This is a genomic window from Paenibacillus algorifonticola (assembly GCF_000971975.1).
Taxonomy (GTDB): domain Bacteria; phylum Bacillota; class Bacilli; order Paenibacillales; family Paenibacillaceae; genus Pristimantibacillus; species Pristimantibacillus algorifonticola.
Window position 1 is genome coordinate 289,281 of sequence record NZ_LAQO01000003.1, and the last position, 23,342, is coordinate 312,622.

The window sequence follows — 23,342 nt, forward strand, 5'->3', positions numbered from 1 at the left end:
CTGTTGGGGCGTTAATACGTCGCTCCTTGCAAAAACTTCACTCGTTCGCCCATTGGCGGAATTTCATTGCCATCCACAACAACTTCTACAACGATGGGTCCACTTTGGCCTTCTGCAAACCACTGCTGAACGTGCTTAGCTTGAAGCTGCTCAGCGGATTCAACTTGCACATGGCGGATGCCAAGCGACTGTGCGACCGCTGCAATGCTGACGCGCTGCTGCGAGAAATCGCTGAGACAGCGCTCGTATTGCAGCATATGTCCGTGATATACCATGCCCAGACGGGCGTTGTTAATGACAACGAAAACGATCGGCAAACCGTATTCCTTAGCCGTCATTACCTCAAGTCCATGCATGAAAAAGCAGCCGTCACCTGTTATGCACATCACGGGGCGCTCCGGTTCCGCGAGCTTCGCACCCAGCGAGCCCGCTATGCCCGAGCCCATACCGCCAAAATTAATATTAATATCGAATTGCTGCTGCTCACGAATGAGCAAATTTTGAATCGAATACGTCATAAATTCGCCTATATCAATATAAAAGCGAGTCTGATCCGGCGCATTTGCCCCAAGCAGACGGATCGCTGTACGTGTATTCCACGTCTCCATCGCCGAAGCATCAGCCGCCGCCTCTAAGCGGGCAAGATGCAGCTGCTCCAGCAGCATTTTTCGCTCTGCGGTCAAGCCGCTTCCTGCCTGCGCAAGCCCCGCGCTCAGCTGGCGCAGTACAGGCGCAATTTCACCGTGCAGGGCAAAGTCCGCCTCGTAGCAGCGCCCAAGCTCCCGCTCATCATAATCGATATGAACGAATTGCTTGCCTGCCGTCAGTCTCGCTTCCCAATTGCAGGTTGCCAGTTCACCAAGGCTTGAGCCCAGCACCATAATAAGCTTATGCCCATCGCTGTTTAGAAATTCAATCGCTTTATCATTGCCGGACAGTCCATAGACGCCAAGCGATTGCGGATGATCTTCAGGGAAAGCGCCCTTTCCACGCGGCGTCGTTGCGACCATCCAGCCTGTCCGCTCCGCAAATGCGAGAACGTCAGCCTGAGCGCTTTTCGCTCCATGTCCGAGCAAAATGGCCCCTCGCTCGCCAGCTTGCAGCACCGCTCCCAATGTCGCTTCCATGAGCGTTTTATCTACCAGAGCCATCTGCTCTTGTATCAACGGAAGCTCAGGCAGCTCCATTTCGCCTATGTCGGTCATTTGCAGGTCGATAGGTATCGATAGGTGCACCGGTCCTGGCACCCCGCTAATCGCCGTCCAATACGCCTCGGCAATAGCTGCCGGCAGCTCCTCAGCATTCATTACCATTCGGCTGAGCTTCGTGACAGGCGCAAAAATCGGATCAGCTCTAAGCTCCTGTGCGCCTCCTTTGCCAAGTTTCGACGATGGTACCGAGCCGGAGATGAAGATGACTGGCAGCTTCTCTTTCCAGGCGTTAGCGGCTGGCGTCACCAAATTAGTAGCGCCCGGGCCGCTGGAGCCTACGCAAACCGACGGAATGCCAGTGATGCGTGTATAAGCCGCGGCCATATAGCCAGAGCTTGTCTCATGCTTGGCGACTACCGCCTGCAGCTCTGGCAAATCATATAAACAATCGTAAAGGGCATTAATCGAACCCGCAGGAATGCCGAAGATATATTTAACCCCCTGCTTGATCAAAAAGCGCAGACCCGCTTCGATAGCACGCATTATTTCCGCCCCCTTTTTGGCAGCATAAACGTAAATACGGAGCCCGCTCCCTCATTGCTTTCAAACCAGATTTGACCGCCATGCAGCTCAATTAGCTGCTTGGAGATGGCAAGCCCAAGCCCCGTACCATTAATTTGATTGTTAACCTGATAAAATTTCGTGAAAATGTTCTTTTGCTTCTCTAGCGGTATGCCGATGCCATTGTCGCATACTTCCAGTTTTAAATAATCATCGTCAGAAGAAGCACGAATCGTAATTTGCCCTTGCTGCGGCGTGAATTTCACCGAATTGGACAGCAAATTCAGCAATATTTGCAAAATCCGTTCCCGATCAGCCTGAATAATCATATCTGCCGTCTCTTCGATTTCCACTTCCAAGTGGATTTTCTTCTTGTTGACCAGCGACTGAACGATACGTGCAGCCTCATGAATGAGATCGTTGAAATCGACAACCTTGTAGCAGAGCTCAAATTTCCCATTTTCCATCTTGGCAAAATCAAGCAGCTCGTTTACCTGGTTCAATAAGCGCTCAATGGATCTGCCTGCCGTATCGAGCAAATCATGCTGCGCATCATTTAATTGGCCAAGCAGCCCTTTGCCCAAAATATCGACGGTTCCCTTGATTGCCGTGATTGGCGTTCTCAGTTCATGCGACAGCGTTGCAATGAAATCATTTTTCAGCTCGTTTAAATATTCCAGCTCCTTGACAAGCCCTTCCAGCTTGAAGTTGGCCTGCTGCAGCTCCATTGAGCGCTCGCTGACTGCCTGATCCAAATGCTCAGTATGCAGGGCATTAGACAAGGCCGTTGCTGTTACGTCGGCAATGGAATGGCAAAATTCTATTTTGCCTTCCTCGTACTCTGTAGGTTTATTAATCGACGGAATAGCTATAATACCGAATACGCTGCCCTTGGCAACCAGCGGTATGGCGAGCAAGCTTTTAATTCCGAACATTTCACATGCTTTATGATTAGGGCGCTCGTCCGCATAAACATCCGGAATGAAAATCGCCTTCTTTTGCATAATGACTTCGTAAAACAGCTTGTCATTGTCGATGCTCAGCTTAATAACATCACGATGCTTCCCACGCCAGTCCTCCTCCTTGACATTCAGAGAAGAGAGATGGAAAGGCTCGACCGTCCTATCCTTCTCGTTGAACAGATGAATGCCAATATCATCCGAGCCGCTGGCACGCTGCATATAATAAAAACAGGTTTTCAAAACTTCACGCACGGAAAGCGACTTGGACAGCGACTTCGTGGCATCAAGCAGCAATTGCTGCTTCTCCAGCAGCTCCTGCGACTGCTCTAACATTTGCAAATTACGGATCGCCACGCTCGCCATATTGACGAACGCTTCCGTTACGTCCATTTGCTCCTGCGTTAAATTCATTGGCTTGCCAAAGTCATGAACGAACACAAGGCCGAATATTTTATCATCGACAATAACCGGAATCCCGAGAATCGACTTGATGCTCAGCAGATTTTTTTTCGTATCGTCAATGCGATTGTCTTTGCTCGTATCGGGGATATAGCCAATCGTTCGATTTTCCATAATATTGTGAACGAAAGCATCTTTCGATGGATCAATGATTAGCTCTGTGATATCGACAGGCATTTTATTGCCTTTGTAGCCCTTATAGGTTCCATCCGGCTGCTTGAGAAAAAAGCCAACAAGGTCGGCCTGGGTAATTTCACTTGCTATTGCATCAACGAACACTTGTAAAATCTCGGATTGCTCATATTGCGAGTTAATAATTTTGGTCATATGAAAAAGCTTCTTGAAGCTCTTTAATTCCATCACTTCACATCATCCATTCATCGTAGATTACTTCACCGTTATTTGGTGCCTGCCGCCTCGTTTCGAGCCTAATAATGCAGAGTCCGCTTGCGATATCATCTGATGAAGGGTGTTGCAGTCTAAGCTGTGAGACACTCCAATGCTAACGGAAACTTGAATCTGCTTTTGAGAAGGATGGCCGACCTGCATTTGATCAACAGCCGCAATAATGGCTTCTGCCGCCGCAAGCGCTACCCCGCTATCCTGTAATATAACGAGAAACTCGTCTCCCCCATAACGGAAAGTCACATGCACATAAGGAGACAGCACCTGAAAAAGGATGTTTCCAATGTCGCGAAGCGTCTGGTCGCCAATCATATGACCGAAGGTATCGTTAATCGTTTTGAAATTATCCATGTCTATCATCAGAACGGACTCATAATGCTTATATCCGTCGTTAATTTGCTGAGCTACGACTTCCAAATATGTACGGTTGTAAAGTCCCGTTAGCGCGTCCACATAAGCCAGCTCTGCAAGCTGCTCATTATCCTTTTTCAAGTTGGACAGCTTCATTTTTTGCTGCAGGGCAATCGACACCTTCATCTCCAGCAAATCGAGATCATAGGGCTTGGTCAAATAATCGAATGCGCCAAGCTGAAGGCCTTCCAGCATCGCCTTCTTCTGCACATTAGCGGACAGGAAAATGATCGGCACGTCAAAATCATCTTTGTCCAGCCAACGTTTAAAAACCTCAAATCCCGACAAATCCGGCATCATAACATCCAGTAAAATCAAGTCCGGCGCAACAGCGTCAATCATTTCCACCGCCTGCCTGCCGTTCTCGGCTACATAAATATCATAATTCAGCGATGTCAAGAAAACACGGAGTATATGGATGTTGTGAGGCTCATCGTCGACAATAAAAATCCTCTTGCGCATATATGTCCCCAACCTTCTTCACTATAAAATCACTCATCCCAAACCAATCTGTCCATAATCATATGATCATCAAGCATTTGCAGAAATGCCTGCACAAGCCGCCCGTCAAACTGCTTCCCCCCGTTGATTTCCAGCTGCCTCCGCACCTCGAAGACAGGCAGGGAATGCCGGTACACTCTCGTAGAAGTCATGGCGTCGAAGGCGTCTGCCAGACTGACAATCCGCACGAGCAAAGGAATTTCATCCCCGCTAAGTCCGTCCGGATAACCTCTGCCATCAATACGCTCATGATGCCAGCGAACGACAGGCAATATTTTCTGAACATCGGGCAAATCCTTGAGCAGCTCGTAACCGATTGCAGGATGCTGTTTAATGACCGAAAATTCATCATCCGTCAGTCGATCAGGCTTGAGCAATATCGAATCCGGTATAGCTATTTTCCCAATGTCATGCAGCAGTGCCGAGATTTTGAGCTGCTCCAGCTGCTCAGCATCAACCCCTACTTTGGCGCCCAACAAAGAAGCGTAGAAGGCCACATTATAACAGTGATTAAGCGTAAAGCCATCCTTCATCCGCAATGTGTTGACCAAATTCTCGTAGGATTGCTGCTTCAACACCTGTTTGCGAAAATAAATTTTCTCGATTAACTGTTCCATTTGCATTGTAACCATCTGGCAGATATGCAGCTGCTCGTCTGTCAATTGGACTCGGGAACGAAAGCACAATAAAATCGCACCATAGACAGAACGGTTTAAGTGAAAGGTATATAGCGATTGGAAAGTTGTCATGGACAGGAGTTTAATCGCAGGTTTGGCGCTGCTCATCGTTATACAGAGGTGCATGCCCGAGGACATGTCTGAAAATAAATCGGTGTCTATCGCCATTTGCTGCAGAACCTTCAGATCCGTTTGATTGATTTTGAAAGAATATGGTATAAGCTCATTTCGCCCATTATCGTGCGGCAGCAACAAACAAATATGCTGGCAACCGATCAATGTCTCCAGGTATTGTCCTAACAACCCAATAGAATCCAAGATCGAATCAGAGTTAATAACACTTTTGAAAAATACTGAATTTTGCATTCATTTACCTCGGATTCTTATTCGTCATGTCTCAAATACTGGTTAAGTAAGTTTCCACACGATTTGGAGAAATCCTCTTCTTTTGGATAAAATCCCAAAAAATACTTCTTCGTTCTCTATCGGGAGTCGGATGAATCATAGAAATAACATAGCATATCTCGGTTTAATCGTACTAGTGCTTAAGACACCGTTTTTCAAAAAAATTTTACTGAAAGTGCACGCAATATAAGAAAAAGTCTGGCTCCCCGAATACGGGGCTCCAGACTGCTTGAGCAATTGAGACATTTATCACATTTACCTCTGTTAACGCAGCTTGCGATCCAGTAGAAATGGACCAAATGGTACAAAAGCAGCAAGGAGTGCCAAAAAAGAATGAAAGAAGGATAATTGCTTGACGAAAAATGCATTGGCTATGCCGATTAGATAGATGACAAATAGCCAGCCATGCAGCATCCCTGTAATCGCGACCGCCTCGTCAATGCCAGCGCCGTACTTCAACGGCATTGCAATAAAGAGCAGCACCAAAAATGAAATTCCTTCCGTTATGCCGAACAGGCGCAGCCGGCCGATCGCTGTTTTCATCGTATGGGTTGACATCTGTGTTACCTCCTGGCGAAATGATCTTCAAACACATCCTAATCATACCAGCAAGGTGGGCAAAATACGCAATCATACTTTGAACAAGTTGTGAATCTACTCCCTGCGCTCTTCGCGCAATGGCTTCACATCAAGCGGGATCGGCTGCTTGCCGGTATCGATGAAATAGGCTTGAAAGGAACCCGCATAGCGAAAAATCGTACCGAGCAGCGGATTGTTCACCTGAACCGAAATCCGGTATTTTTCCTGAGCGTCATCATACCATTCCGTCACGTCGGCTTCGCCCGTCAACAGTCTAGGAAAGCGGAATTGCAAGAAGCGCTCATAGAAGCGCTGCTGGCCCGAACGGATGCGAATGCCTCCTCCTGGTACGGCAGAAATATCAAGGTCTACAGCTAGATGCTGTTTCGTCCCTAGATAATCGACAATTTTATTGTGTTTTCGACTATAAATCATCGTCGCGTCGAATCTTCGTATTTTTTGGGGAAATTTGAAGGTTCTGATCCATGTTACCGTTTCCCGTCCAAACTGGTCTGCATAAGCATAGTTCCCAATCGTGAACGGAATTTGGCTGCCTCCCTGCGGGAACATAATATGGCGCGAGCTGCCAATATAAAGCGGGATTGCAAAATACAAGCGCCTGCTCCTCCCAGCCTGAAAATAGCCCCGAGGCATGCAGCTGCGCAAGCTCTCCCGTCTCCGGGTAGAGCAGCTTGGGCACGATGCCCTGATAAAGCCATAGTACAGCGAGCAGCGCCAGGCTCACATAATGAATGAGTGCGCGCTGAATCGTTGCCGCAGGTGGAATATGCTGCTCCAGCCATATTTTGAGCACATCGAAGCTCCATGCCGTTGCCCACCCGAATATCGGGCGAAATAGAAGGCGATCGAATGCTTTTCCGGCAGCGCCAAAGCGTGTTTTATAATCATAGCGAGTGAGAAAAATAACGTCGTCCCCTTGCTCGGTATACCGCCAGTAGCCTCTCCCCCTGCTAATCAGCGACAGTTTCTGCTCCGAGCTGAAGGAAAGGGTAGACAGACGGGATTGCTTTCCTTCTTTTTTCAGCCATTCTGCACGAGTCGCCCCTGTGCCCGCTATCGCAAGCCCAAAGCCGATGCGTGTTTGGTAATGAAACCTCTGAATCTCCTCTTCCGTATGGCGAGGCATATATTCAATCGCTGTGAAGCGCATATCCCACTGTACATGCTTGCTCGGAATTTGCGTGTAATTCCAGAGCGTGTCCAGATCGGTATGGATCGTCGTTTCGACATAAATCGACCGATCTCTCCGTTTACTTGACATAGGGAGCTGCCTCCTCTCTTTCTTCTATTAAAAGGATTTGCTGATCTGCGTTTGGGAGCAGACAGTGCTCCACTTGTCCAAACCAGCCATAGCGCTTAGCCGCAATCCAATCGTAAACAACGTTTCTCAGTAAGGCAGGGACGATCATTAGACCATATAATAGCGGCCAAAGCCCCTTTAATTGCCGCAAGACGCGCAGTGCTGCTTCCGATTTCGTATAGCAGCAGCCATCTTCGATCATGACGAAGGTGTCCGAGTCGCTCGTAGACAGCAAATGCTGTTCCAGCACATATTGTCCTGCGGGCGATTGCAGCGTAGCAAATCGAAAGCAGGCTGCCTGATCACGCGCAATAACAAATTGTGAGATTTTGCTGCATAGCTGGCATTGTCCGTCAACAAGCAGAAGCGCTCGTCCTTGTTGTTTTTTCCTAGTCGCCTGCATCGTGCTCCTCCGTTCTTTCCTTAATTGTAGCGGGAAAAGCGAAGTTTGATCAGTGCTAACTTTTGTAGCAGGCATGCGAAAAAGGGTACTACAATTCGTAGTACCCTCCCCTCGCTTATGCGGTTATTGTTTATTTTCCTCTATGCCAGCGGTCAGTCCTTTGCGCCGTACCTTCTCAATCGCTTCCTTGCGGCTGCGGACGCCTAGCTTCTTGAGCATTTTGTTCACTTGATTTTTCAGCGTGCTTTCCGCCTTATACAGCTTCTGTTCGATTTGCGTCTGCGTGTAACCCTGCTCGATCAGCTCGAAGACTTCCCGTTCCGCAGACGTTAAATCCTTCAATTGCTCCTCGCGCTTTAATCTGGCAAATTCCTTAAGCAGCGCTTCCATCGGTGCAGGATGATGGTAGGCGCTCCGGATCGCTTCCGGCAGCTGGCGAAAATTTGTTTTTTCAATATAATTGATGGCGCCAGCCGTGAACGCCTGGGTCATCACTTCCTCCTCGCTCATGGAGGTTAACATGATGATTTTGGCTGCGTGTATGCGATGCATTTCTACGGCCGTATAAATCCCATTTTGCTGATGGTCAGCCAATTGAATATCGAGCAAGGCGACATCAAACGACAAGGTTCGAGCGAGGCTCAGCGCTTCTTCCGCCGTTGAAGCTGCTCCGACTACGAGCAAATCCGCTTCCTTGTTCAAAAAGAGCGTCATCGCCTTGACCCAATCGGGATCATCCTCCACGAGCAGCACCCGAATATGGCTCATCCAATTCCCTCCTTGATTTCCATCACTTTGCGGGCAGGAACATGCAGCAGCACTTCTGTCCCTTCATTAATAACGCTGGACAGCTCGATCGTCCAGCCGCTCTGATGTACGACATTATACACATAAGCGAGCCCCAGTCCAAAGTTGCGGCTGCGATTTTTCGTACTATAAAAAGGCTCCAACGCTTGCTTCAGCTGCTCCTCATTCATCCCTTTGCCTGTGTCGCTCACAAGGAGACGCACCGCTTTTTTGTGCGAGATCAGCGTCACGGTTACTTCTCCAGCTGTGCCTTCCGGAATCGCTTCGATCGCATTTTGCACCAAATTATTAATCGCTTCCAGCATGTGTAATGGATCGCATACAACAATTGGCCGGCATAATGGACGCAGCGTAAGAACAATCTGCTTACTTTCCAACTGCTGCTGCTGGAAACAGCGCTCCACAAGCTCATCTAAACGGATAGACTGCTCGCGAAGCACAATGCTTCTGGTTTGGCTGTGAATGCTAGTGACCATCGCAAGCATATGGCTCGAAGCCGTTTCAATGATGCGCAGCTGCTCTGCTGCCTCAGGCGATTGGGCCGACAACTCGCTTTTTAAATTTTCCGTGCTGATCGCAATTTTTCCGATTTCGTTCTTAATCGTATGATTAAGAATCGTCGTCCCGGAACTGACCGCCTTGCGGGTGCTTTCCCATTGATCGCGTTCGAAACGCAGCTTGACGCCGAGCACGCCGTAAGCAAAAGTACACAGCACAGCTACAGTAAGCGAATAAAAGATGAATAACGAAATATAGCGAAAATAATCGAATGCAGGCGAAATAACATTCGCTACATTAATAAGAATAAGCACCGCTAGCAGCGTCGGTACCATAATAAGGGCAATAATAAAGCGATTTCGCTTCCTCCGGCTATTTTCCTCACTCCATAATGAGACGAGCAGCAAATAGCAGGAGGCTAAATAATAGGGAGCCGTCCAGGCAAGCAATATCCGATAATCCAGTTCCAGCCTCGGTGCAATCGGCGTTAGCAACAGCATGCCAACTACCGGAAGCAGCAGCAGCCCTTTAAGCAGCAGACGCATCCTCTCGTTTGCCACTTTATCGGAATACACAATACTAAACACCAGCACACCGTAAGGCGTGAATGTGTGATTCATCACTTGAACGAGATGAGCTAAAACATTCATTTGCACTGCGGCTAGCGTGTCTGCCAGCCCGCCTATAGACGCAAATCCGAGAAAAAAAGCGGCCCAGCGATTCGACTCGCTCCGAGGATTTGTCAGCAGCAGCAGCAAAGCAGCGGCAAGCAGCGCTGCAAAATAATAAAGCATACGGTATCCTTCCCCAAAAAAGCGTGTGATCGCTTTATTTTACCATAATTCAGCGATTAAGGCCGTATTTTCAAACCTGCGGCGATGCTTTAGAGGCGCTTGACCTTGCCCTGCTCCCGAGTTTTACCGTAAAAACAGCAATAGCAAATATGAGCGCGCTTAAGCTGAAAACAATGGGTAGCGTCCATGCTGCCATTAATACGCCGGATAGCGACATTCCGATGACCATCATGCCAGTAAACATTGGCGTAATCGTTCCTCCTACCCGACCGATGAAGGCTGCATCGGTGTTTTGAAGAATAATGGTGTTAATGCCCACCTGAATAAGCGGAACACTGAAGCCGCCGATCATGAGCAGCGTAAGCGTCAGCGGAATGCTCTCCGACCATCCAGTGCCCAGCGTAGCCAGTGCACTTGCCGACAAGCCGAACAGGAGCAGCCTGCGCGGACTTGCCTTTTTCCCGATCGACATAACCACGCCTCCGCCAACTAGCATCGCTGCCCCGCTAACCATTAATAAATACTGTAAAAACGACTTATCCTGTCCTAAATTATCAATGGCAATAAACAAAGATAGCGGTTGAGTAAGCCCAGAAGCGAGGCCAGTTGCCGCAAATGTAAGGCCCAGAGAGCGCAGGGCATGCTGGCCCCATACATAATGAAGTCCCGCTGTGAGCTCCTGCCTAAAGCTCGCTGCATGCTGAGTGCGCTCTGGCTCGGCATCGCGCGGCAGCAGCATCAATATAGCTGCTGAGCCGCAAAACAGCATAGCTGCAACAATAACCGCCACCTCAATGCCATAATGCTGATATACAAATGTGCCAAGCAGCGGCCCAATGACCATAAATACAGCCATTACGGTTTGATACATGCCCATCATGCCTTGCAGCTGATCTTCCGGCACATGCTGCTTAAACAGCTTCATGCCGGAAGGCTGGGAAAATTGTGACAGGATGGACGAAACCAGCGTTGTCAACAGCAATCCTTGCCATGATCCACTCTGCAAAGCAACCCAGACGCCGAGCACGGACAATGCAGACAAAAAATCGCAGCCGATCATCGTCCGTTTAGGCTTCCAACGGTCAGCAAACGTGCCGCCAATGATGGCAAATACAAAAATCGGCGCAAACTCTGCCACAGAAATAAGCGATACAGCAGATGGATCGTTGTTCGTGGCCTCCGTCACATACAGCAAGATCGCAAAGTTCCTAATCCAAATACCCAATTGAAGAAAAATTCTGGATAGGATGATCGTACGAAAAAAACGATTGCTAAACATCTTGGCAACTCCTCTAGTTTTTAATTAGACAAAAATTGAATTTGTTTGTCTTTTATTTAGACATAATATTATTTCGTTTGGTTTTAGTCAATGATTTTGTTTCAACGCTTTATCCCATGGCTCCTCAAATATTCCCGCTAAATGCAAAAAACTGCCGCTGTGACCCGTTCGGTCACAGCGGCAGTTTGCAGTAGCGTGGCTATATGATTAGCACACATTAATAGATAGCGTTGGTGCTCTATTATTGTCCGCGCAACGAGACACGGAAACGGTAATCGCGATTCGCTGGAAGCGTATATTCCGGATGAACCCGCGCTCCCCAGCTGTCGTCCCCGCCAACGCCCATTTGACGATAATTGACGCGAACGACTGTTTTATCGCTGACGGGCAGCTTGTAAGGATGATCATGCCCTTCCAGCTCATCGGCTGTATAAGGCAGCACATTTAACTCAAAGCGCGGCTCTCCCTGAAGCGAAATGCCGCTTCCGTTTGCATCGGTTACTGCTGCGAAGCGCACTTCGGTTTTGTTGCCGCATTCCTGCGGACGAATGTAAGGCATCAGCTGATCCTTCACCTTGCCGCCGAAGCGCCCTAGACGCGCACTTGTTTGGCGGTCCCAATACGATTCATGAGGGCCATTGCCATACCAGGCAATAGAATCAAACGTTTCATTCATTGTGAAAAGCAGGCCGATTTCTGGTATTTCCGGCAAACCTTCACCAGGCTGCAGCAGCAGCTCGGCTTCAATCAGCCCATCGCCATAAATCGTATAGGCTAGTTCGCAGCGCGTTTCAGCAGCAGCGCTTAAGCGGTATTGCGATCTTACTCTAACGCGGTCTCCAAGCGCTTCCCAGCTGAATCGGATCAATTGGCGCTCCTTCGAAGCAGCCTGCCAAGGCGCACAGCGCTCGACATGTCCATTTCCGCGGTCATTATCGGTATACGCACGCCAGAAATTAGGGACAATCGGCGAAGACAGCAGCTCAGAACCGCCAATTTGATAGGACTCCAGCTCGCCGCTCGCCTGATTGAAGCGAATGTCAAAGCCTTCGCCCGTTAACACAAGGGCTCCATTAGACACAGCTTTAACCGCTATTGCGCCATACTGCGGCGATGCAATCTCTACAGCAACAGGCGAGACAGGCAGTGCAGGCGCAATAAATTGACCGAAGGCCACCTCATGTCCTTGCTCCGCCCATGGCGCAGCTTCCTTAAGGACAGCTCTTACCGTAAGCGTAATTTCTTCATTCAGACCTGCTTCTGTTGGCATTTGGAACGGAATGGCCAGCTCGGCAGAGGCGTTTGCTGCGATATCTACGGTCAGCACGCCTTTTTGCATAATAATGCCGTTGCTGTTCAGCTTCCAGTGCAGCTCATACGCATCCAGCGATACGAACAGGTTTTTATTGTCAACGCGCACTGTTCCAGCTTCCCAGTTCGGGCTATGAATTTTGATGTTTTGGTAGCAGGCCTTCACCTCATGCAGCTTAGGTGATACGGTGCGATCAGCAAAAATCAAACCATTTCCGCAGAAATTGCCATCATTCGGGCTATCGCCATAATCGCCGCCATAGGCCATGTACGTAATGCCGTCCGGTGTTTGCGTGCGAATGGCCTGATCGATCCAATCCCAGATGAAAGCGCCTTGAAGGATAGGATATTTATCAAATAGCTCCCAATATTTATGCAAGCCGCCGCAGGAGTTGCCCATCGCATGGCTGTATTCGCAAAGAATAAACGGCTTTTGCGGATTATTTTTGGCATAGGCTTCTACGCCTGCCGGACTTGTGTACATATGGCTCTCAATATCCGAAGCCGCTTCGCTTTCGCGGCAATGGAACACGCCCTCGTAATGCACGACGCGGGACGGATCTGTCTCCCGGAAATAATCGGCCATTTTCAGGAAGTTATCCCCGCCGAACGATTCATTGCCAAGCGACCAAATAATGATCGATGGATGGTTTTTATCACGTTCTAGCATGGATCGGCTGCGGTCGAGCACATTTGCCGTCCATTCTGGGAAGTTTCCAGGTACGGCGTCTCCGACCTCTTTTTGCCCATATGTCCATGAGCCATGGGTTTCGATATTGACTTCGTCAATCACATAAAGCCCATATTCATCGCACAAATCATACCACAGCGGATGGTTCGGATAATGCGAAGTACGCACGGCGTTGACATTATGCGATTTCATCAGCTTAACATCGGTCACCATATCCTCATAGCTGAGCGCACGTCCGGTGTCGCAGGAAAACTCATGGCGATTGACGCCCTTGAAAAGAATGCGCTGACCGTTAATTTGCATCAAGCCATCTTTAATTTCAAACGTGCGGAAACCGACTTTGCAGCTAACGGCTTCTGTTAGCTTGCCCTCTGCATCTTTCAGCGACAGCACAAGCGTATATAAATGCGGCTCCTCAGCGCTCCATTTGAGCGGCTCCACAAGCTTTGTGTTCAGTGCTAATGATGCAAGGGTTTCGCCCTTCTCCTGACGAATCGCCTCGCCACTCAGCGGCTGCTGCCATACCGGCTCGCCGGAGGCAAAATACAGCATCGCTTCTACAGCCGTTTGCTGCTCGAAAGCTTCCTCCTCGAAACGAACCTTCACTTCTACCGTCAGCTCGCCATCTACATAATTCGCATCCAGCGTCGGCTTCGCGAAGAAGTCATAAATATGGACCTGTGGCGCCGTATACAAATACACCTCACGGAAAATACCGCTCATCCGCCAAAAGTCTTGATCCTCCAGCCAGCTTGCGTCGCACCAACGGTATACTTCCACCGCCAGCTTGTTTTCACCCTCTTGCAAATAAGGCGTCAAATCAAAATCCGCCGGCGTAAACGTATCTTCGCTATAGCCGACAAGGTCGCCGTTTACCCAAACGTAGAAGGCAGACTCTACACCTTGGAAGCTGATAAACACAGGCTGTCCATCCCAGCCCTCAGGAACGGTAAAGGTCGTCGCATAGGAGCCGACCGGATTATATTTAACAGGCGCGAAAGGCGGCTTGATATCCTCCTTGCCCACCCATGGATAAGTCACATTCGTATATTGCGGGTAATCATACCCTTGAAGCTGCCAGTGGCTCGGCACTGGAATCGAAGCCCAACTGCTGCAGTCATAATCCAATTTATAAAAATCAGCGATGCGTGCTTCCGCATTTTCCGCAAAGGAAAACTTCCAATCTCCATTCAGCGAAAAATAACGCTCGGAGCCTGTGCGCTCGCCTTGAAGCGCTTCCTCTACGCTTGTATAGGAAATACGGGTTGCATGTGCATCCAACCGATTAAGCTCAAAAATAGTAGGGTTGTTATTCCACTCTGGATATCCGTTAGCTGGAGCCTGATACGTAAATTTGCTCTTCGACACTTAAGGCACCTCTTTCAACTCAGAATAAGTTTAGTTATAATATTCACATTATAAAAGCTAGAAAAGTAAAGATCATTAAACTATTTTCGTATTTTACTTAAAGATTTGAATATTAGCAACTAAGAGGGGATGCATCCCATGAATGAAATTATTTATACGACGCTGACGACGACGGATTATCAGCTGCCTGTCTATGTAACTGGTGTGGGACATTGGGACCATCAGGAGGGCATTCGTCGCCCGGAAGGCTTTCCCGACTACCAGTGGACGCAGGTCGTCTCAGGCGAAGGCGAGCTTATTATCGAGCAGGAACGTTTTCTGGTGAAGCAAGGCGATGGCTTCCTCCTCCCTCCCAGGCTTACCCATAGCTACTATGCGGTCAAAGAGCCTTGGGAAGCTTATTGGTTTACGTATGACGGTCCGCTCGCGGAATCGCTGAACCAGCTGGCAGGCTTGACCCGCCCTGGCATCTATACGATTAACGACTCACGCCCTGTCTTAGAGATGATGAGCGATATGCTCCGCCTTATGCGGGAGAAGCAGCCGGGTCTTGGCATGCTGGGCTCCAAGCAAATTTATAGCGTGCTGCTTGGTCTGCGTCAGCAGCTTGCCGAAGGCAGTCTTGCCACGCAGCAAATGAATGAGCGGCTTCATCCTGTGCTGCGCTATATCGAGGCCAACCTGCATCGCCCGATTACTTTGCCCGAGCTGGCGGAGCTGCTTCATGTAACGCCTCAGCATTTATGCCTGCTTTTCAAAAAAACGTTCCGGCTGCGCCCAATGGAATATGTCAATAAAGAACGAATTAATAAAGGCAAGGAGCTGCTCATTCGCGGCGGCGGCATGAAGCTGTATGAAATCGCCCGCCAAGTAGGCTTTGAAAACCCGACGTATTTTAATACGCTGTTCAAAGCTTATGTAGGCTGTACGCCTGGAGAGTTCAAGCAGATGCATGGTTTTAAATAACTACAAAGCAAATAAAGGAGCACAAACGATGCTTAAAAAAATATTTTATTATGCGGCAGCCGTCCTCATTACGATGGCGCTTGGCTTTAGCTCGCGGCATTTCGCTAGCCACCTGCCGTCATTCGTTGTCGCCCATTTTGGCGATATGTTATGGGCAAGCATGGTTTACTTTGGTTTTCGCATGCTGCAGGTCAGACATCCCTTGCTCCTCTCGCTCGCTTGCAGCGCGGCCTTCAGCTTCGGCATTGAATTCAGCCAGCTGTATCAGGCAGACTGGATTAGAAATCTCCGGCATACGACGTTCGGAGGTCTTGTGCTAGGACAAGGCTTCAGCGGTATTGATTTAATCCGATACAGCATCGGCCTGCTGCTTTCCTACGCTCTGGACCGCTGGCTAGACAAATGGAACGAAGACAGACATAAAAGCAGCACTACTTCATAAAAAAACTACATTGCCCTTAATCAGAGCAATGCAGCCGTATCCGAGTCCATATGTATGCGGGAATACGCCGCATTCGTCATTTTCAGCCAATGTGCGCTCCGCCCGGCAAGGTATTGGCTCTCGCTTCTTTTTCCAGCCATGCCCTCCAGCTCGTAAGCGGCAATTCGTCCCCACAGCTGCGTGCCGTATTCGGTCACAAATGGCAGCTTCACAAAAAAACCATTATCTTCAAGTAGCTCAAATAGCAGCTTCTTACGCTCAATCAGCGGCTTGCTGCGCAAGTCCACTCCGTTATAATAAAGCAAATCAAACACATAATAACGAACAGGCCATTTTATCACGCCTTCGCGAATGCGCGCTTCCTTCGTCATCTTGTACCGGTCGATGAGCGGGGCAAATTCAAGTCGTCCTGTGTCCGGGTTCATATAGGAAAGCTCCCCATCCAGCACGACATCCATTGGCCGGGCCAGCGGCAGCTTGAGCAGCTCCGGATACTGCCGCGTGACCTCATAGCCATGCTTTGTGAACAAACGCGCCCTCCTGTTGATAAAAGAAAGCAGCAAGCGCTGCCCATCAATGAGCGGCTCAAATAAAAATTGCTCGTTATCAAAAGGCTGATCACATGCAGTCATCAGCATCGGTCGCTTAAACATGCCGATTCCCCCTCGCTGTCCTATCATTTTAGCATGGAAAGGTCCAGCTGGACGGCGGTAAATTCAGGAGAAATTAGTGAATAATCGGGTACATTCCTCCACATAATAGCAATAAGCCAGCGCTTGGAAGCCATTTTTCTTTAAAATATAGGAAAGGGTATCCTAACGCTATCCTTTCTCTATATTTCTCGGAATGAAACGCGCCGTTCCGCCAAAGGACGGCCAGCCGTTTCACCTTGTCCCGGGAAAGCTTGGTTTCTTATAAAAATGCTGCCGCTCATTACTTGAGGAGGTCACCCTTATGGCTAGAGGTTCGAATCAGCTGGTTGTATCACAGGCGCGTGCAGCGCTTGAGCAAATGAAGTTTGAAGTTGCGCAGGAGCTTGGCATTCAATTGCCGCAGGATGGTTATTATGGACACATGACCACGCGTGACATGGGCTCCATCGGAGGATACATTACGCGCCGTCTTATTCAAATTGCGGAGCAGCAGCTCTCCGGACGCTGATTGCACCAAAGAGCCGGGCCAAGCGAACGATAAGCAAGCTTTTTACAAGCTTCCGTTCCCTTGCTCGGCTCTTATTATGATCATTTCAGCTTCAAAAACCGCTCCCAGCCTTCAGTTGCATTGCTTCTTGCCCACTCCAAATGCGTTTGGTCGCTATATTTGCGGAAAGCGCATTCAATTAGCAAAATCAAATCCAAATATAAATCGTATAACCCGCGCCGTATCTGCTCCTCAGCCGTCAGCGCTTCACGACCGTAGCCCCGCAAAAACGTCTCCGACAAGTTAAAGTGGCTAAAATAATGCTCCATCAACGGATCGCCCCACATCGCCCGTTCAAAGTCGATAATGCCGCAAATTCGCTTATCCTTAATAAAAATATTGCCATCCCATAAATCCCAGTGCAGCAGCGTTGGTTTAGTCACCGCATGCAGATAAGGCAGTCGCTCTTTTACCTCCTGTTCAATAACATAGCGCTCTGCCGGAAGCGTAACGCCCGCATCCGTTGCGTCATCAAGCACGCCTTGCAGCATCGCCCCAAAAGCATCCGTCCAGCTCGCAAACGCCTCGTTAAGCGGATAATAACCGAACTTTTCCCCGCTGAATTCGTTAATACAGGCATTGTACTCTCCCAACTGATGCTCAATTTGCTCGCGCTCTTCTTGGGTAAAGCTTTCTTTTACTTTGTTATAAGACTCTCCTTCCAGCCACTGCATAATAAAATAATCAGTCGGTACCAGCGACCGCGATTGGTCATAAGCGTACACTTCAGGAACTGGAATGCGGCGATCCTGAGACACGAGCCTCATAACCTCCACCTCGGTTTTCATCATATCCTGCTCATAGCGCATCAGCGCCCCTACCGCCGTAGGCGCTACTTTTAGAACCGACTGGAAGCCGTCCACAAGCGTCAGTTGATACGCCGTATTGGCCCAGCCATCGGTAAGCTCACGCGAATGCGCAAGCTCCCTGCCGAAATGATGCTGGGCAATCTGTCCCAACTGCTGCGAGTCTAGCTTTAGCTTGATTTCGTTGTCCATGAATATCCCTCGCTTATGTAGGATAACAAAATACTGCCGTGTTAATAATCGCATCTGCATGCGTCCGTTCCATTGCATGTGAAGCATGCACACCTGGTCCAATTAGCGCGGCCCGAATGTTGCTGCCTCCTCGCAGCGCAGCCGACGCGTCCGAGCCATATTGCGGATAAATATCGACCGCATAGGAAATGCCTGAAGCCTTTGCCAGCTCAATGAGCTTCGAGGTCATAGCATAATCATAAGGACCAGAGGAATCTTTGGCACAAATCGATACATCCCGCTCGCTTGCGGATAAATCATCTCCTAAAGCTCCCATATCAATCGCAATCAGCTCCGTCACATCCGGCGGCATATAAGCATTGCCATGTCCTACCTCTTCATACGTGGAAAAAATCAGCTTAAGCGTGCGCTCTGGGCGCTTCCCTTCGCGTCCAAACCACTCCAGCAGCCCGAATAAGGCAGCGACACTGGCTTTATCGTCCAAATGCCGCGATTTTACCCAGCCATTGTCCATGATTTTTGTACGTGGGTCCCATGAAATGATATCGCCGACCTCGATGCCAAGCTGTTTCGTCTGTTCTTTGGACGCCGTATCCGCATCCAGACGAATTTCCATGTTTTCCTCGCTGCGCTTCCAGTCCCGTGCTTCCGGATACACATGGACAGACGTTTTCGTCGACAGCACGGTTCCTTCATACTGGCGGCCATCACGCGTATGGACGAGGCAATATTCGCCTTCCACTGTATGCATCGCATAACCGCCAATAGGCGTAAAGCGCAGCATGCCACTCGGCTTAATCGCTCGCACCATCGCGCCAAGCGTATCCACATGAGCGGTTAAAGCAAGCGAGCCCGCTGTAGAATTTCCTGTTCCCGGAATCGTAATTATTCCGTTGCCTTTCGGCGTCAGCTCCAGCTCAAAGCCATGCTTGCGAGCTTCCTCCTCCAGCAGCTTCATAATTGCCATGCAGTAGCCGCTGGGGCTTGGCGTTTGAAGCAAGCGATTTAAAAATTCCAGTATGTATTCCCGGTTCAGTTGTAATTGCAATGGGTTAGTCAATGCCAATCTCCTCTTTCTATCCATTTCTGTTTACAGCCATTAGTAAAGGCAATAAAGGGTTCGCTTGAATAGCGCAACTTTTTTTATTTTTGTATGAAAATATGAATATGCCGTTCTCCATATTCATCATCTTAAACGACGTAGAGGTCAGCAATCGAATACAATACAGCTCGGCCGCTTATCTTCACGCGATCACCAGCAAGCTTGCAATACAGGGTGCCTCCCCTTTTAGAAACCTGTCTTGCTGTCATTTCCTGCTTGTTCAAACGCTCTGCCCAATAAGGGATAAAATTGCAGTGAGCTGAACCACATACGGGATCTTCTTCTACATTTAGTTTTGGAAAAAAGCATCGGGATACGAAATCATACTGCTCCCCTTTAGCAGTAACCAGTACGCCCAGTCCTTCTGGCAGCGCGGCGAGCTTAGTGAAATCTGGCTTCAGGCTTCTGACATCAGACTCCGATTCCAGTACAAACATTAAATCGCGATCAAGATAAGCTTCTACGGGCACAATTCCCAGCGCTTCAACCATCTGCTGTGTGAGCACATGGGGCTTGGGCATTTTGTTCGGAAAGTCCATTTCGTAGAGCTCTCCGTCCCTTACAACGATTAAGTCGCCGCTTAGGGTTGTGAAACGAACACGCATAAGGGCCTTATCGTAATAGTTCGTAAGCACATAAGCTGTTGCCAACGTTGCATGACCGCACAGATCAATTTCCCCGCCTGGTGTGAACCACCTTATATGGTAACCATCATCAGCAACCTTTACCGCAAACGCAGTTTCGGATAAATTGTTTTCGATAGCAATCTTCTGCATGAGCTCATCCGGCAGCCATGCATCCATAATGCAAACACCAGCTGGATTCCCTTCAAAAAGGTTATTGGCAAACGCATCAACGACATAATATTTCATATTCATCTACCTTCCTACATTACGCTCCTAATAGATGCATTGTAACAAGAGCTCTTGTATGACATCAATGGAATAATTGTATGACGTACAATTATATGATGCTATGGTTCAGATGTTCAGATCGCAATTCATTGACTCATCCGAAAAAGGGATATAGACTTAAATATCAACCTATTATGTCAGGGGAATTACAATTAATGAAGCAGCGAATACGCATTTTCCTTATTTGGCTAGGAATTGCTGGCTCCACTGGGGTACTCACGGGAGCTGCTTCTGCGCTGCTGCTGGCGCTTTTGGATACAGCAACGAATCAGCGGCTGGCGCATCCATGGCTGCTCTGGCTTCTTCCACTAGGCGGAGCTTTGGTCAGCTGTCTGTATATAAAGCTCGGCGGAGATGCTGGCAAAGGGAACAACCTTGTGCTGGAGCAGCTGCATGCAGAAGATGGCGGAGTGCCGCTGCGCATGGCGCCGCTCGTTCTTTTCGGTACGATGATCACCCATCTATTCGGCGGTTCTGCCGGACGTGAAGGGACAGCCGTGCAAATGGGCGGCAGTATGGCTAGCTATATCGGACGCCTTTGTCGACTCGGTGGGTTAGAGCGAAAGATGCTGCTCATCTGCGGCATAAGCGGCGGCTTCGGTTCCGTCTTCGGTACCCCGCTTGCTGGCGCCATATTCAGCTTAGAGCTGCTCGCAATAGGCCTTGTCCCCTACTGGCTGCTGCTGCCCGCTTTGGCAGCTGGCTTTACTGGACACGCCGTCGCCCTTGGGTTAGGCACGCATCATAGCCATTATGCCATCGGCAGCCTGCCAGGCTTCAATATAAAGCTGCTGCTCGCTATTGTACTCGCTGCGGTTTTGTTCGGCTTGACAGCGCGGCTATTCGTCATGCTTACCCATAAGCTCAAAGCGTTATTCAGCCATTATATCCCGAATCCGGCTATCAAAAGCTTCATCGGCGGTCTGCTTATCATTTTGCTCGTCTACGTCATAGGGACGCGAGATTATGTTGGCCTGGGGCTCCCATTAATGGAACAAGCCTTTCAAGAGGCACTGTCTCCATTCGCTTTTTTACTGAAAATACTGTTTACCGCCGTTACGCTTGGCGCTGGATTTCAAGGGGGAGAAGTAACGCCGCTGTTCGTCATCGGTTCTGCACTGGGCAGTGCGCTTGGCGGCCTGCTGTCTGTATCCGTTCCATTGCTTGCAGGCATTGGCTTCGTTGCTGTATTTGGCAGTTCCGCCAATACCCCGCTCGCCGCTGCCGTAATGGGCATGGAGCTGTTCGGCATCGAAGCCTTTCCTTATTTGCTGCTGGGCTGCATCATTAGCTATCTTTTTTCCGGGCATACAGGCATATACTGGTCTCGGCGTACACATAAGCTGAAGCTTCGTTTCAAGCGCCAAAAGCAGGAGAAGACGCTCCAAGAAACAACGTGAGGTCAGCCCATTTTTTCAATACTAGTGTTCAAGTAAAAAATAGTATTAGAATGATCCCGGATTATAAAAACAGTGGCAACCATGGACGAGAAAATAACGCCCTAGACTGCCACTGTTTTATTCAACTAATTTTCCTCAATAGCTTAATCGATGGACGTTAGTATCGTTTTATCTCTTGTTACTGTACTAAATAAAAAATCCTCCTTCGTGCCGAAATACCCAATCGTAATGCAAACCTTCCTCAAAGAGTTCCGGCAATAATTGAATGCCATCCATGCTAATCTCAAGTTGACTAGCAATTGGTTAGGAATCGTTAATTCTTTCCTTTTCGAATTGTCTGAATTACTGGAGCAAGGTGACAGTTTTTATATTCTTGTACAGGAATGTACGAGTTAATGTAAGTCTGAGTAACCCCATTCCCCATTCTGCAATCATATCCTGAATTAAGATGGCGTTGCTTTGAACTCTGTAATAAGAAGTGTTTAGCTTCAAGGCAATGATAAACATAATTCTATTGTTTGTTGAAGAAAAGTCCGCATTTTCCTCAACAAATTTTTTTGCTTCTGAAATTGTAGGCGGCAATTTTATTATTTTTCAGTCTAACACTTTATTTTCTTCGAACAACTAGACCTACTTGCCTTCAGATCTGGACGCCTTGATGCCTGAACGTCGAAAAAACCGGTCTCCTTCAATCAAGGATTCCGGTTTTTCTGTTTGATGCTCGTCACGCTCACGTTCGTATGCGCCGTGTCAGGCTCCATCTGGCTGCATCGGACCCTTATCTTATGCCCCGGCTCCGAAGCGCTTGCGATAGCCGCATTTCCGGCAAAGCTCCTCGACCGCTTCCCTGCGGGAGAAACCTTCAACCAGCTTAATCGCCCGATCATCCTCAATAATGTCCGAGAACGGTTTATCGTTAATGTTTCCAAGATCAATGACGCCTTCACCGTCGAGGCAGCATGGAACGACCGTTCCATCGACCAAAATGCCTGCCTGATTGCGCAGCCCATAGCAGAAGCCTTTGCCGTCATCCTCTTCCGCCTTCAAATCCGGCCATTCAAACTCATGATCCTGATTTAAGTAAATACGATCAGCAATTTTCAGTCCTTTGCCAGGAGCAACCCGCTCCTCAATGAAGTAATCCAGCCCAAATTGCTGTTCAATAATCGACAAAACCTCGCGATTGCGCTGGCGCTCCGCATTCGTCGCATTGTCGGTATGCAGATTCCAAAGGCGCAGCGAAATAATCATATTCGTCCGCTCAACCGCTTCACGTGCAAAATCCAGCACGCTTCTGATATACCCTTCTTTATTCGTGGAGCCAATGTGTCCGTCAAAGCTATGCAAGGAGAAATTCATTTGGCGCAGCGCCGGCTTTGTCAAAATTTTCTCCTTCACTTTATGAAGCAGCGTCCCGTTCGACGTCAAATTGACTTTAAAGCCGTGCTTTTGGCTGAGATCCAGCAGCTCGTCAATTTTCGGATGCAGCAGCGGTTCGCCTTTTAGATGAAAATAAATATAGTCCGTAAACGGTTTAATCTGCTCCAGCCGCTTCTCAAAATCCTCGACCTGGATAAAGCCTTTTGCCCGCTGTGTCTGGGGACAGAAGGTGCAAGCCAGATTGCAGATGCTCGTAATTTCCACATAAAACTTCTTAAACCTCTTCATTACTCGTTGCTCCATTCTGCTCGGTAGTCCTTCCTGCTATTATAGCATGCTCCCCGCTTATGCGACCAT

The 23,342-nt window shown here is 48.8% G+C and carries 20 protein-coding genes and 1 pseudogene; 4 read left to right on the plus strand and 17 right to left on the minus strand.

What is annotated here, in order from left to right; all coding sequences use genetic code 11:
- Window positions 1-11: 11 nt before the first annotated feature.
- The 12 genes and pseudogenes from WH37_RS13245 to lacZ form a co-directional block, all read right to left on the minus strand.
- Window positions 12-1,694 (minus strand): thiamine pyrophosphate-binding protein, encoded by a 1,683-nt coding sequence (locus tag WH37_RS13245; protein WP_046231041.1) that lies wholly within the window; start codon window positions 1,692-1,694, stop codon window positions 12-14.
- Window positions 1,694-3,493 (minus strand): sensor histidine kinase, encoded by a 1,800-nt coding sequence (locus tag WH37_RS13250; RefSeq protein ID WP_046231042.1) that lies wholly within the window; start codon window positions 3,491-3,493, stop codon window positions 1,694-1,696. Before WH37_RS13250 ends, WH37_RS13245 begins: the two co-directional genes overlap by 1 nt.
- A gap of 27 nt (window positions 3,494-3,520) precedes the next feature.
- Window positions 3,521-4,411 (minus strand): GGDEF domain-containing response regulator, encoded by an 891-nt coding sequence (locus tag WH37_RS13255; protein ID WP_046231043.1) that lies wholly within the window; start codon window positions 4,409-4,411, stop codon window positions 3,521-3,523.
- 29 nt (window positions 4,412-4,440) lie between these two features.
- Complete coding sequence (locus tag WH37_RS35995; protein WP_197091364.1) at window positions 4,441-5,067, minus strand: HD-GYP domain-containing protein; 627 nt, start codon at window positions 5,065-5,067, stop codon at window positions 4,441-4,443.
- A 729-nt stretch (window positions 5,068-5,796) separates the two neighbouring features.
- Window positions 5,797-6,090 carry a DUF3817 domain-containing protein gene (locus WH37_RS13265; protein ID WP_046231044.1) on the minus strand — a complete coding sequence of 98 codons (294 nt, stop codon included), beginning with the start codon at window positions 6,088-6,090 and terminating at the stop codon, window positions 5,797-5,799.
- Between the two features lie 96 nt (window positions 6,091-6,186).
- The gene (locus WH37_RS34635) at window positions 6,187-6,765 is read right to left on the minus strand and encodes a DUF4166 domain-containing protein (protein ID WP_074904649.1); all 579 of its coding nucleotides are present in this window, start codon (window positions 6,763-6,765) and stop codon (window positions 6,187-6,189) included.
- A gap of 10 nt (window positions 6,766-6,775) precedes the next feature.
- Window positions 6,776-7,393, minus strand: a pseudogene (locus WH37_RS35545) (DoxX-like family protein); the annotation flags it as partial.
- Complete coding sequence (locus WH37_RS13280; RefSeq protein WP_046231046.1) at window positions 7,383-7,835, minus strand: thiol-disulfide oxidoreductase DCC family protein; 453 nt, start codon at window positions 7,833-7,835, stop codon at window positions 7,383-7,385. The pseudogene WH37_RS35545 and the gene WH37_RS13280, both read right to left, overlap by 11 nt.
- A 123-nt stretch (window positions 7,836-7,958) precedes the next feature.
- On the minus strand, window positions 7,959-8,603 hold the full coding sequence (locus tag WH37_RS13285) for a response regulator transcription factor (RefSeq protein WP_046231047.1): 645 nt from the start codon (window positions 8,601-8,603) through the stop codon (window positions 7,959-7,961).
- Complete coding sequence (locus tag WH37_RS13290; protein WP_046231048.1) at window positions 8,600-9,934, minus strand: sensor histidine kinase; 1,335 nt, start codon at window positions 9,932-9,934, stop codon at window positions 8,600-8,602. Before WH37_RS13290 ends, WH37_RS13285 begins: the two co-directional genes overlap by 4 nt.
- 70 nt (window positions 9,935-10,004) lie before the next feature.
- Entirely contained in the window at window positions 10,005-11,213 is a 1,209-nt protein-coding gene (locus WH37_RS13295) for an MFS transporter (protein ID WP_046231049.1), read from the minus strand.
- A gap of 241 nt (window positions 11,214-11,454) precedes the next feature.
- On the minus strand, window positions 11,455-14,583 hold the full coding sequence (lacZ, locus tag WH37_RS13300) for a beta-galactosidase, LacZ type (RefSeq protein ID WP_046231050.1): 3,129 nt from the start codon (window positions 14,581-14,583) through the stop codon (window positions 11,455-11,457).
- 138 nt (window positions 14,584-14,721) lie between these two features.
- Here lacZ and WH37_RS13305 point away from each other — a divergent pair, with 138 nt between their 5' ends.
- Window positions 14,722-15,549 carry an AraC family transcriptional regulator gene (locus WH37_RS13305; protein WP_046231051.1) on the plus strand — a complete coding sequence of 276 codons (828 nt, stop codon included), beginning with the start codon at window positions 14,722-14,724 and terminating at the stop codon, window positions 15,547-15,549.
- Between the two features lie 28 nt (window positions 15,550-15,577).
- Window positions 15,578-15,991 carry a ribosomal maturation YjgA family protein gene (locus tag WH37_RS13310; protein WP_046231145.1) on the plus strand — a complete coding sequence of 138 codons (414 nt, stop codon included), beginning with the start codon at window positions 15,578-15,580 and terminating at the stop codon, window positions 15,989-15,991.
- 20 nt (window positions 15,992-16,011) lie between these two features.
- Here WH37_RS13310 and WH37_RS13315 read toward each other — a convergent pair whose 3' ends face one another.
- Entirely contained in the window at window positions 16,012-16,644 is a 633-nt protein-coding gene (locus tag WH37_RS13315) for an ATP-dependent DNA ligase (RefSeq protein ID WP_052736960.1), read from the minus strand.
- Between the two features lie 301 nt (window positions 16,645-16,945).
- On the opposite strand from WH37_RS13315, the gene WH37_RS13320 reads away from it, so the two are divergent.
- Window positions 16,946-17,152 carry an alpha/beta-type small acid-soluble spore protein gene (locus WH37_RS13320; protein WP_046231052.1) on the plus strand — a complete coding sequence of 69 codons (207 nt, stop codon included), beginning with the start codon at window positions 16,946-16,948 and terminating at the stop codon, window positions 17,150-17,152.
- 80 nt (window positions 17,153-17,232) lie between these two features.
- On the opposite strand, the gene WH37_RS13325 is transcribed toward WH37_RS13320, so the two are convergent.
- From WH37_RS13325 to WH37_RS13335, 3 genes are all read right to left on the minus strand, one after another.
- Entirely contained in the window at window positions 17,233-18,189 is a 957-nt protein-coding gene (locus WH37_RS13325; protein ID WP_052736961.1) for a phosphotransferase family protein, read from the minus strand.
- A gap of 13 nt (window positions 18,190-18,202) precedes the next feature.
- Window positions 18,203-19,237: a M42 family metallopeptidase gene (locus WH37_RS13330; RefSeq protein ID WP_046231147.1), complete on the minus strand. Its 1,035-nt coding sequence runs from the start codon at window positions 19,235-19,237 to the stop codon at window positions 18,203-18,205.
- 143 nt (window positions 19,238-19,380) lie between these two features.
- Complete coding sequence (locus tag WH37_RS13335; protein WP_046231053.1) at window positions 19,381-20,163, minus strand: PhzF family phenazine biosynthesis protein; 783 nt, start codon at window positions 20,161-20,163, stop codon at window positions 19,381-19,383.
- Window positions 20,164-20,360: 197 nt separating this feature from the next.
- Between WH37_RS13335 and WH37_RS13340 the strand changes: the two genes are divergently transcribed.
- Window positions 20,361-21,605, plus strand: a complete 1,245-nt coding sequence (locus WH37_RS13340) for a chloride channel protein (RefSeq protein WP_082110786.1) — start codon at window positions 20,361-20,363, stop codon at window positions 21,603-21,605.
- A 783-nt stretch (window positions 21,606-22,388) separates the two neighbouring features.
- On the opposite strand, the gene WH37_RS13345 is transcribed toward WH37_RS13340, so the two are convergent.
- Entirely contained in the window at window positions 22,389-23,273 is an 885-nt protein-coding gene (locus WH37_RS13345; RefSeq protein WP_046231055.1) for a radical SAM/SPASM domain-containing protein, read from the minus strand.
- Between the last annotated feature and the right edge of the window lie 69 nt (window positions 23,274-23,342).

Coding starts and splice junctions, on each gene's coding strand:
- WH37_RS13250 (WP_046231042.1), bottom strand. CDS start 3,493: ATGGAATTAAAGAGCTTCAAGAAGCTTTTTCATATGACCAAAATTATT.
- WH37_RS13295 (WP_046231049.1), bottom strand. CDS start 11,213: ATGTTTAGCAATCGTTTTTTTCGTACGATCATCCTATCCAGAATTTTT.
- WH37_RS13245 (WP_046231041.1), bottom strand. CDS start 1,694: ATGCGTGCTATCGAAGCGGGTCTGCGCTTTTTGATCAAGCAGGGGGTT.
- WH37_RS13305 (WP_046231051.1), top strand. CDS start 14,722: ATGAATGAAATTATTTATACGACGCTGACGACGACGGATTATCAGCTG.
- WH37_RS13325 (WP_052736961.1), bottom strand. CDS start 18,189: ATGGACAACGAAATCAAGCTAAAGCTAGACTCGCAGCAGTTGGGACAG.
- WH37_RS13345 (WP_046231055.1), bottom strand. CDS start 23,273: ATGAAGAGGTTTAAGAAGTTTTATGTGGAAATTACGAGCATCTGCAAT.
- WH37_RS13310 (WP_046231145.1), top strand. CDS start 15,578: ATGCTTAAAAAAATATTTTATTATGCGGCAGCCGTCCTCATTACGATG.
- WH37_RS13290 (WP_046231048.1), bottom strand. CDS start 9,934: ATGCTTTATTATTTTGCAGCGCTGCTTGCCGCTGCTTTGCTGCTGCTG.
- WH37_RS13320 (WP_046231052.1), top strand. CDS start 16,946: ATGGCTAGAGGTTCGAATCAGCTGGTTGTATCACAGGCGCGTGCAGCG.
- WH37_RS34635 (WP_074904649.1), bottom strand. CDS start 6,765: ATGCCTCGGGGCTATTTTCAGGCTGGGAGGAGCAGGCGCTTGTATTTT.
- WH37_RS13285 (WP_046231047.1), bottom strand. CDS start 8,603: ATGAGCCATATTCGGGTGCTGCTCGTGGAGGATGATCCCGATTGGGTC.
- WH37_RS13255 (WP_046231043.1), bottom strand. CDS start 4,411: ATGCGCAAGAGGATTTTTATTGTCGACGATGAGCCTCACAACATCCAT.
- WH37_RS35995 (WP_197091364.1), bottom strand. CDS start 5,067: ATGGAACAGTTAATCGAGAAAATTTATTTTCGCAAACAGGTGTTGAAG.
- WH37_RS13280 (WP_046231046.1), bottom strand. CDS start 7,835: ATGCAGGCGACTAGGAAAAAACAACAAGGACGAGCGCTTCTGCTTGTT.
- WH37_RS13335 (WP_046231053.1), bottom strand. CDS start 20,163: ATGAAATATTATGTCGTTGATGCGTTTGCCAATAACCTTTTTGAAGGG.
- WH37_RS13315 (WP_052736960.1), bottom strand. CDS start 16,644: ATGTTTAAGCGACCGATGCTGATGACTGCATGTGATCAGCCTTTTGAT.
- WH37_RS13265 (WP_046231044.1), bottom strand. CDS start 6,090: ATGTCAACCCATACGATGAAAACAGCGATCGGCCGGCTGCGCCTGTTC.
- WH37_RS13340 (WP_082110786.1), top strand. CDS start 20,361: ATGAAGCAGCGAATACGCATTTTCCTTATTTGGCTAGGAATTGCTGGC.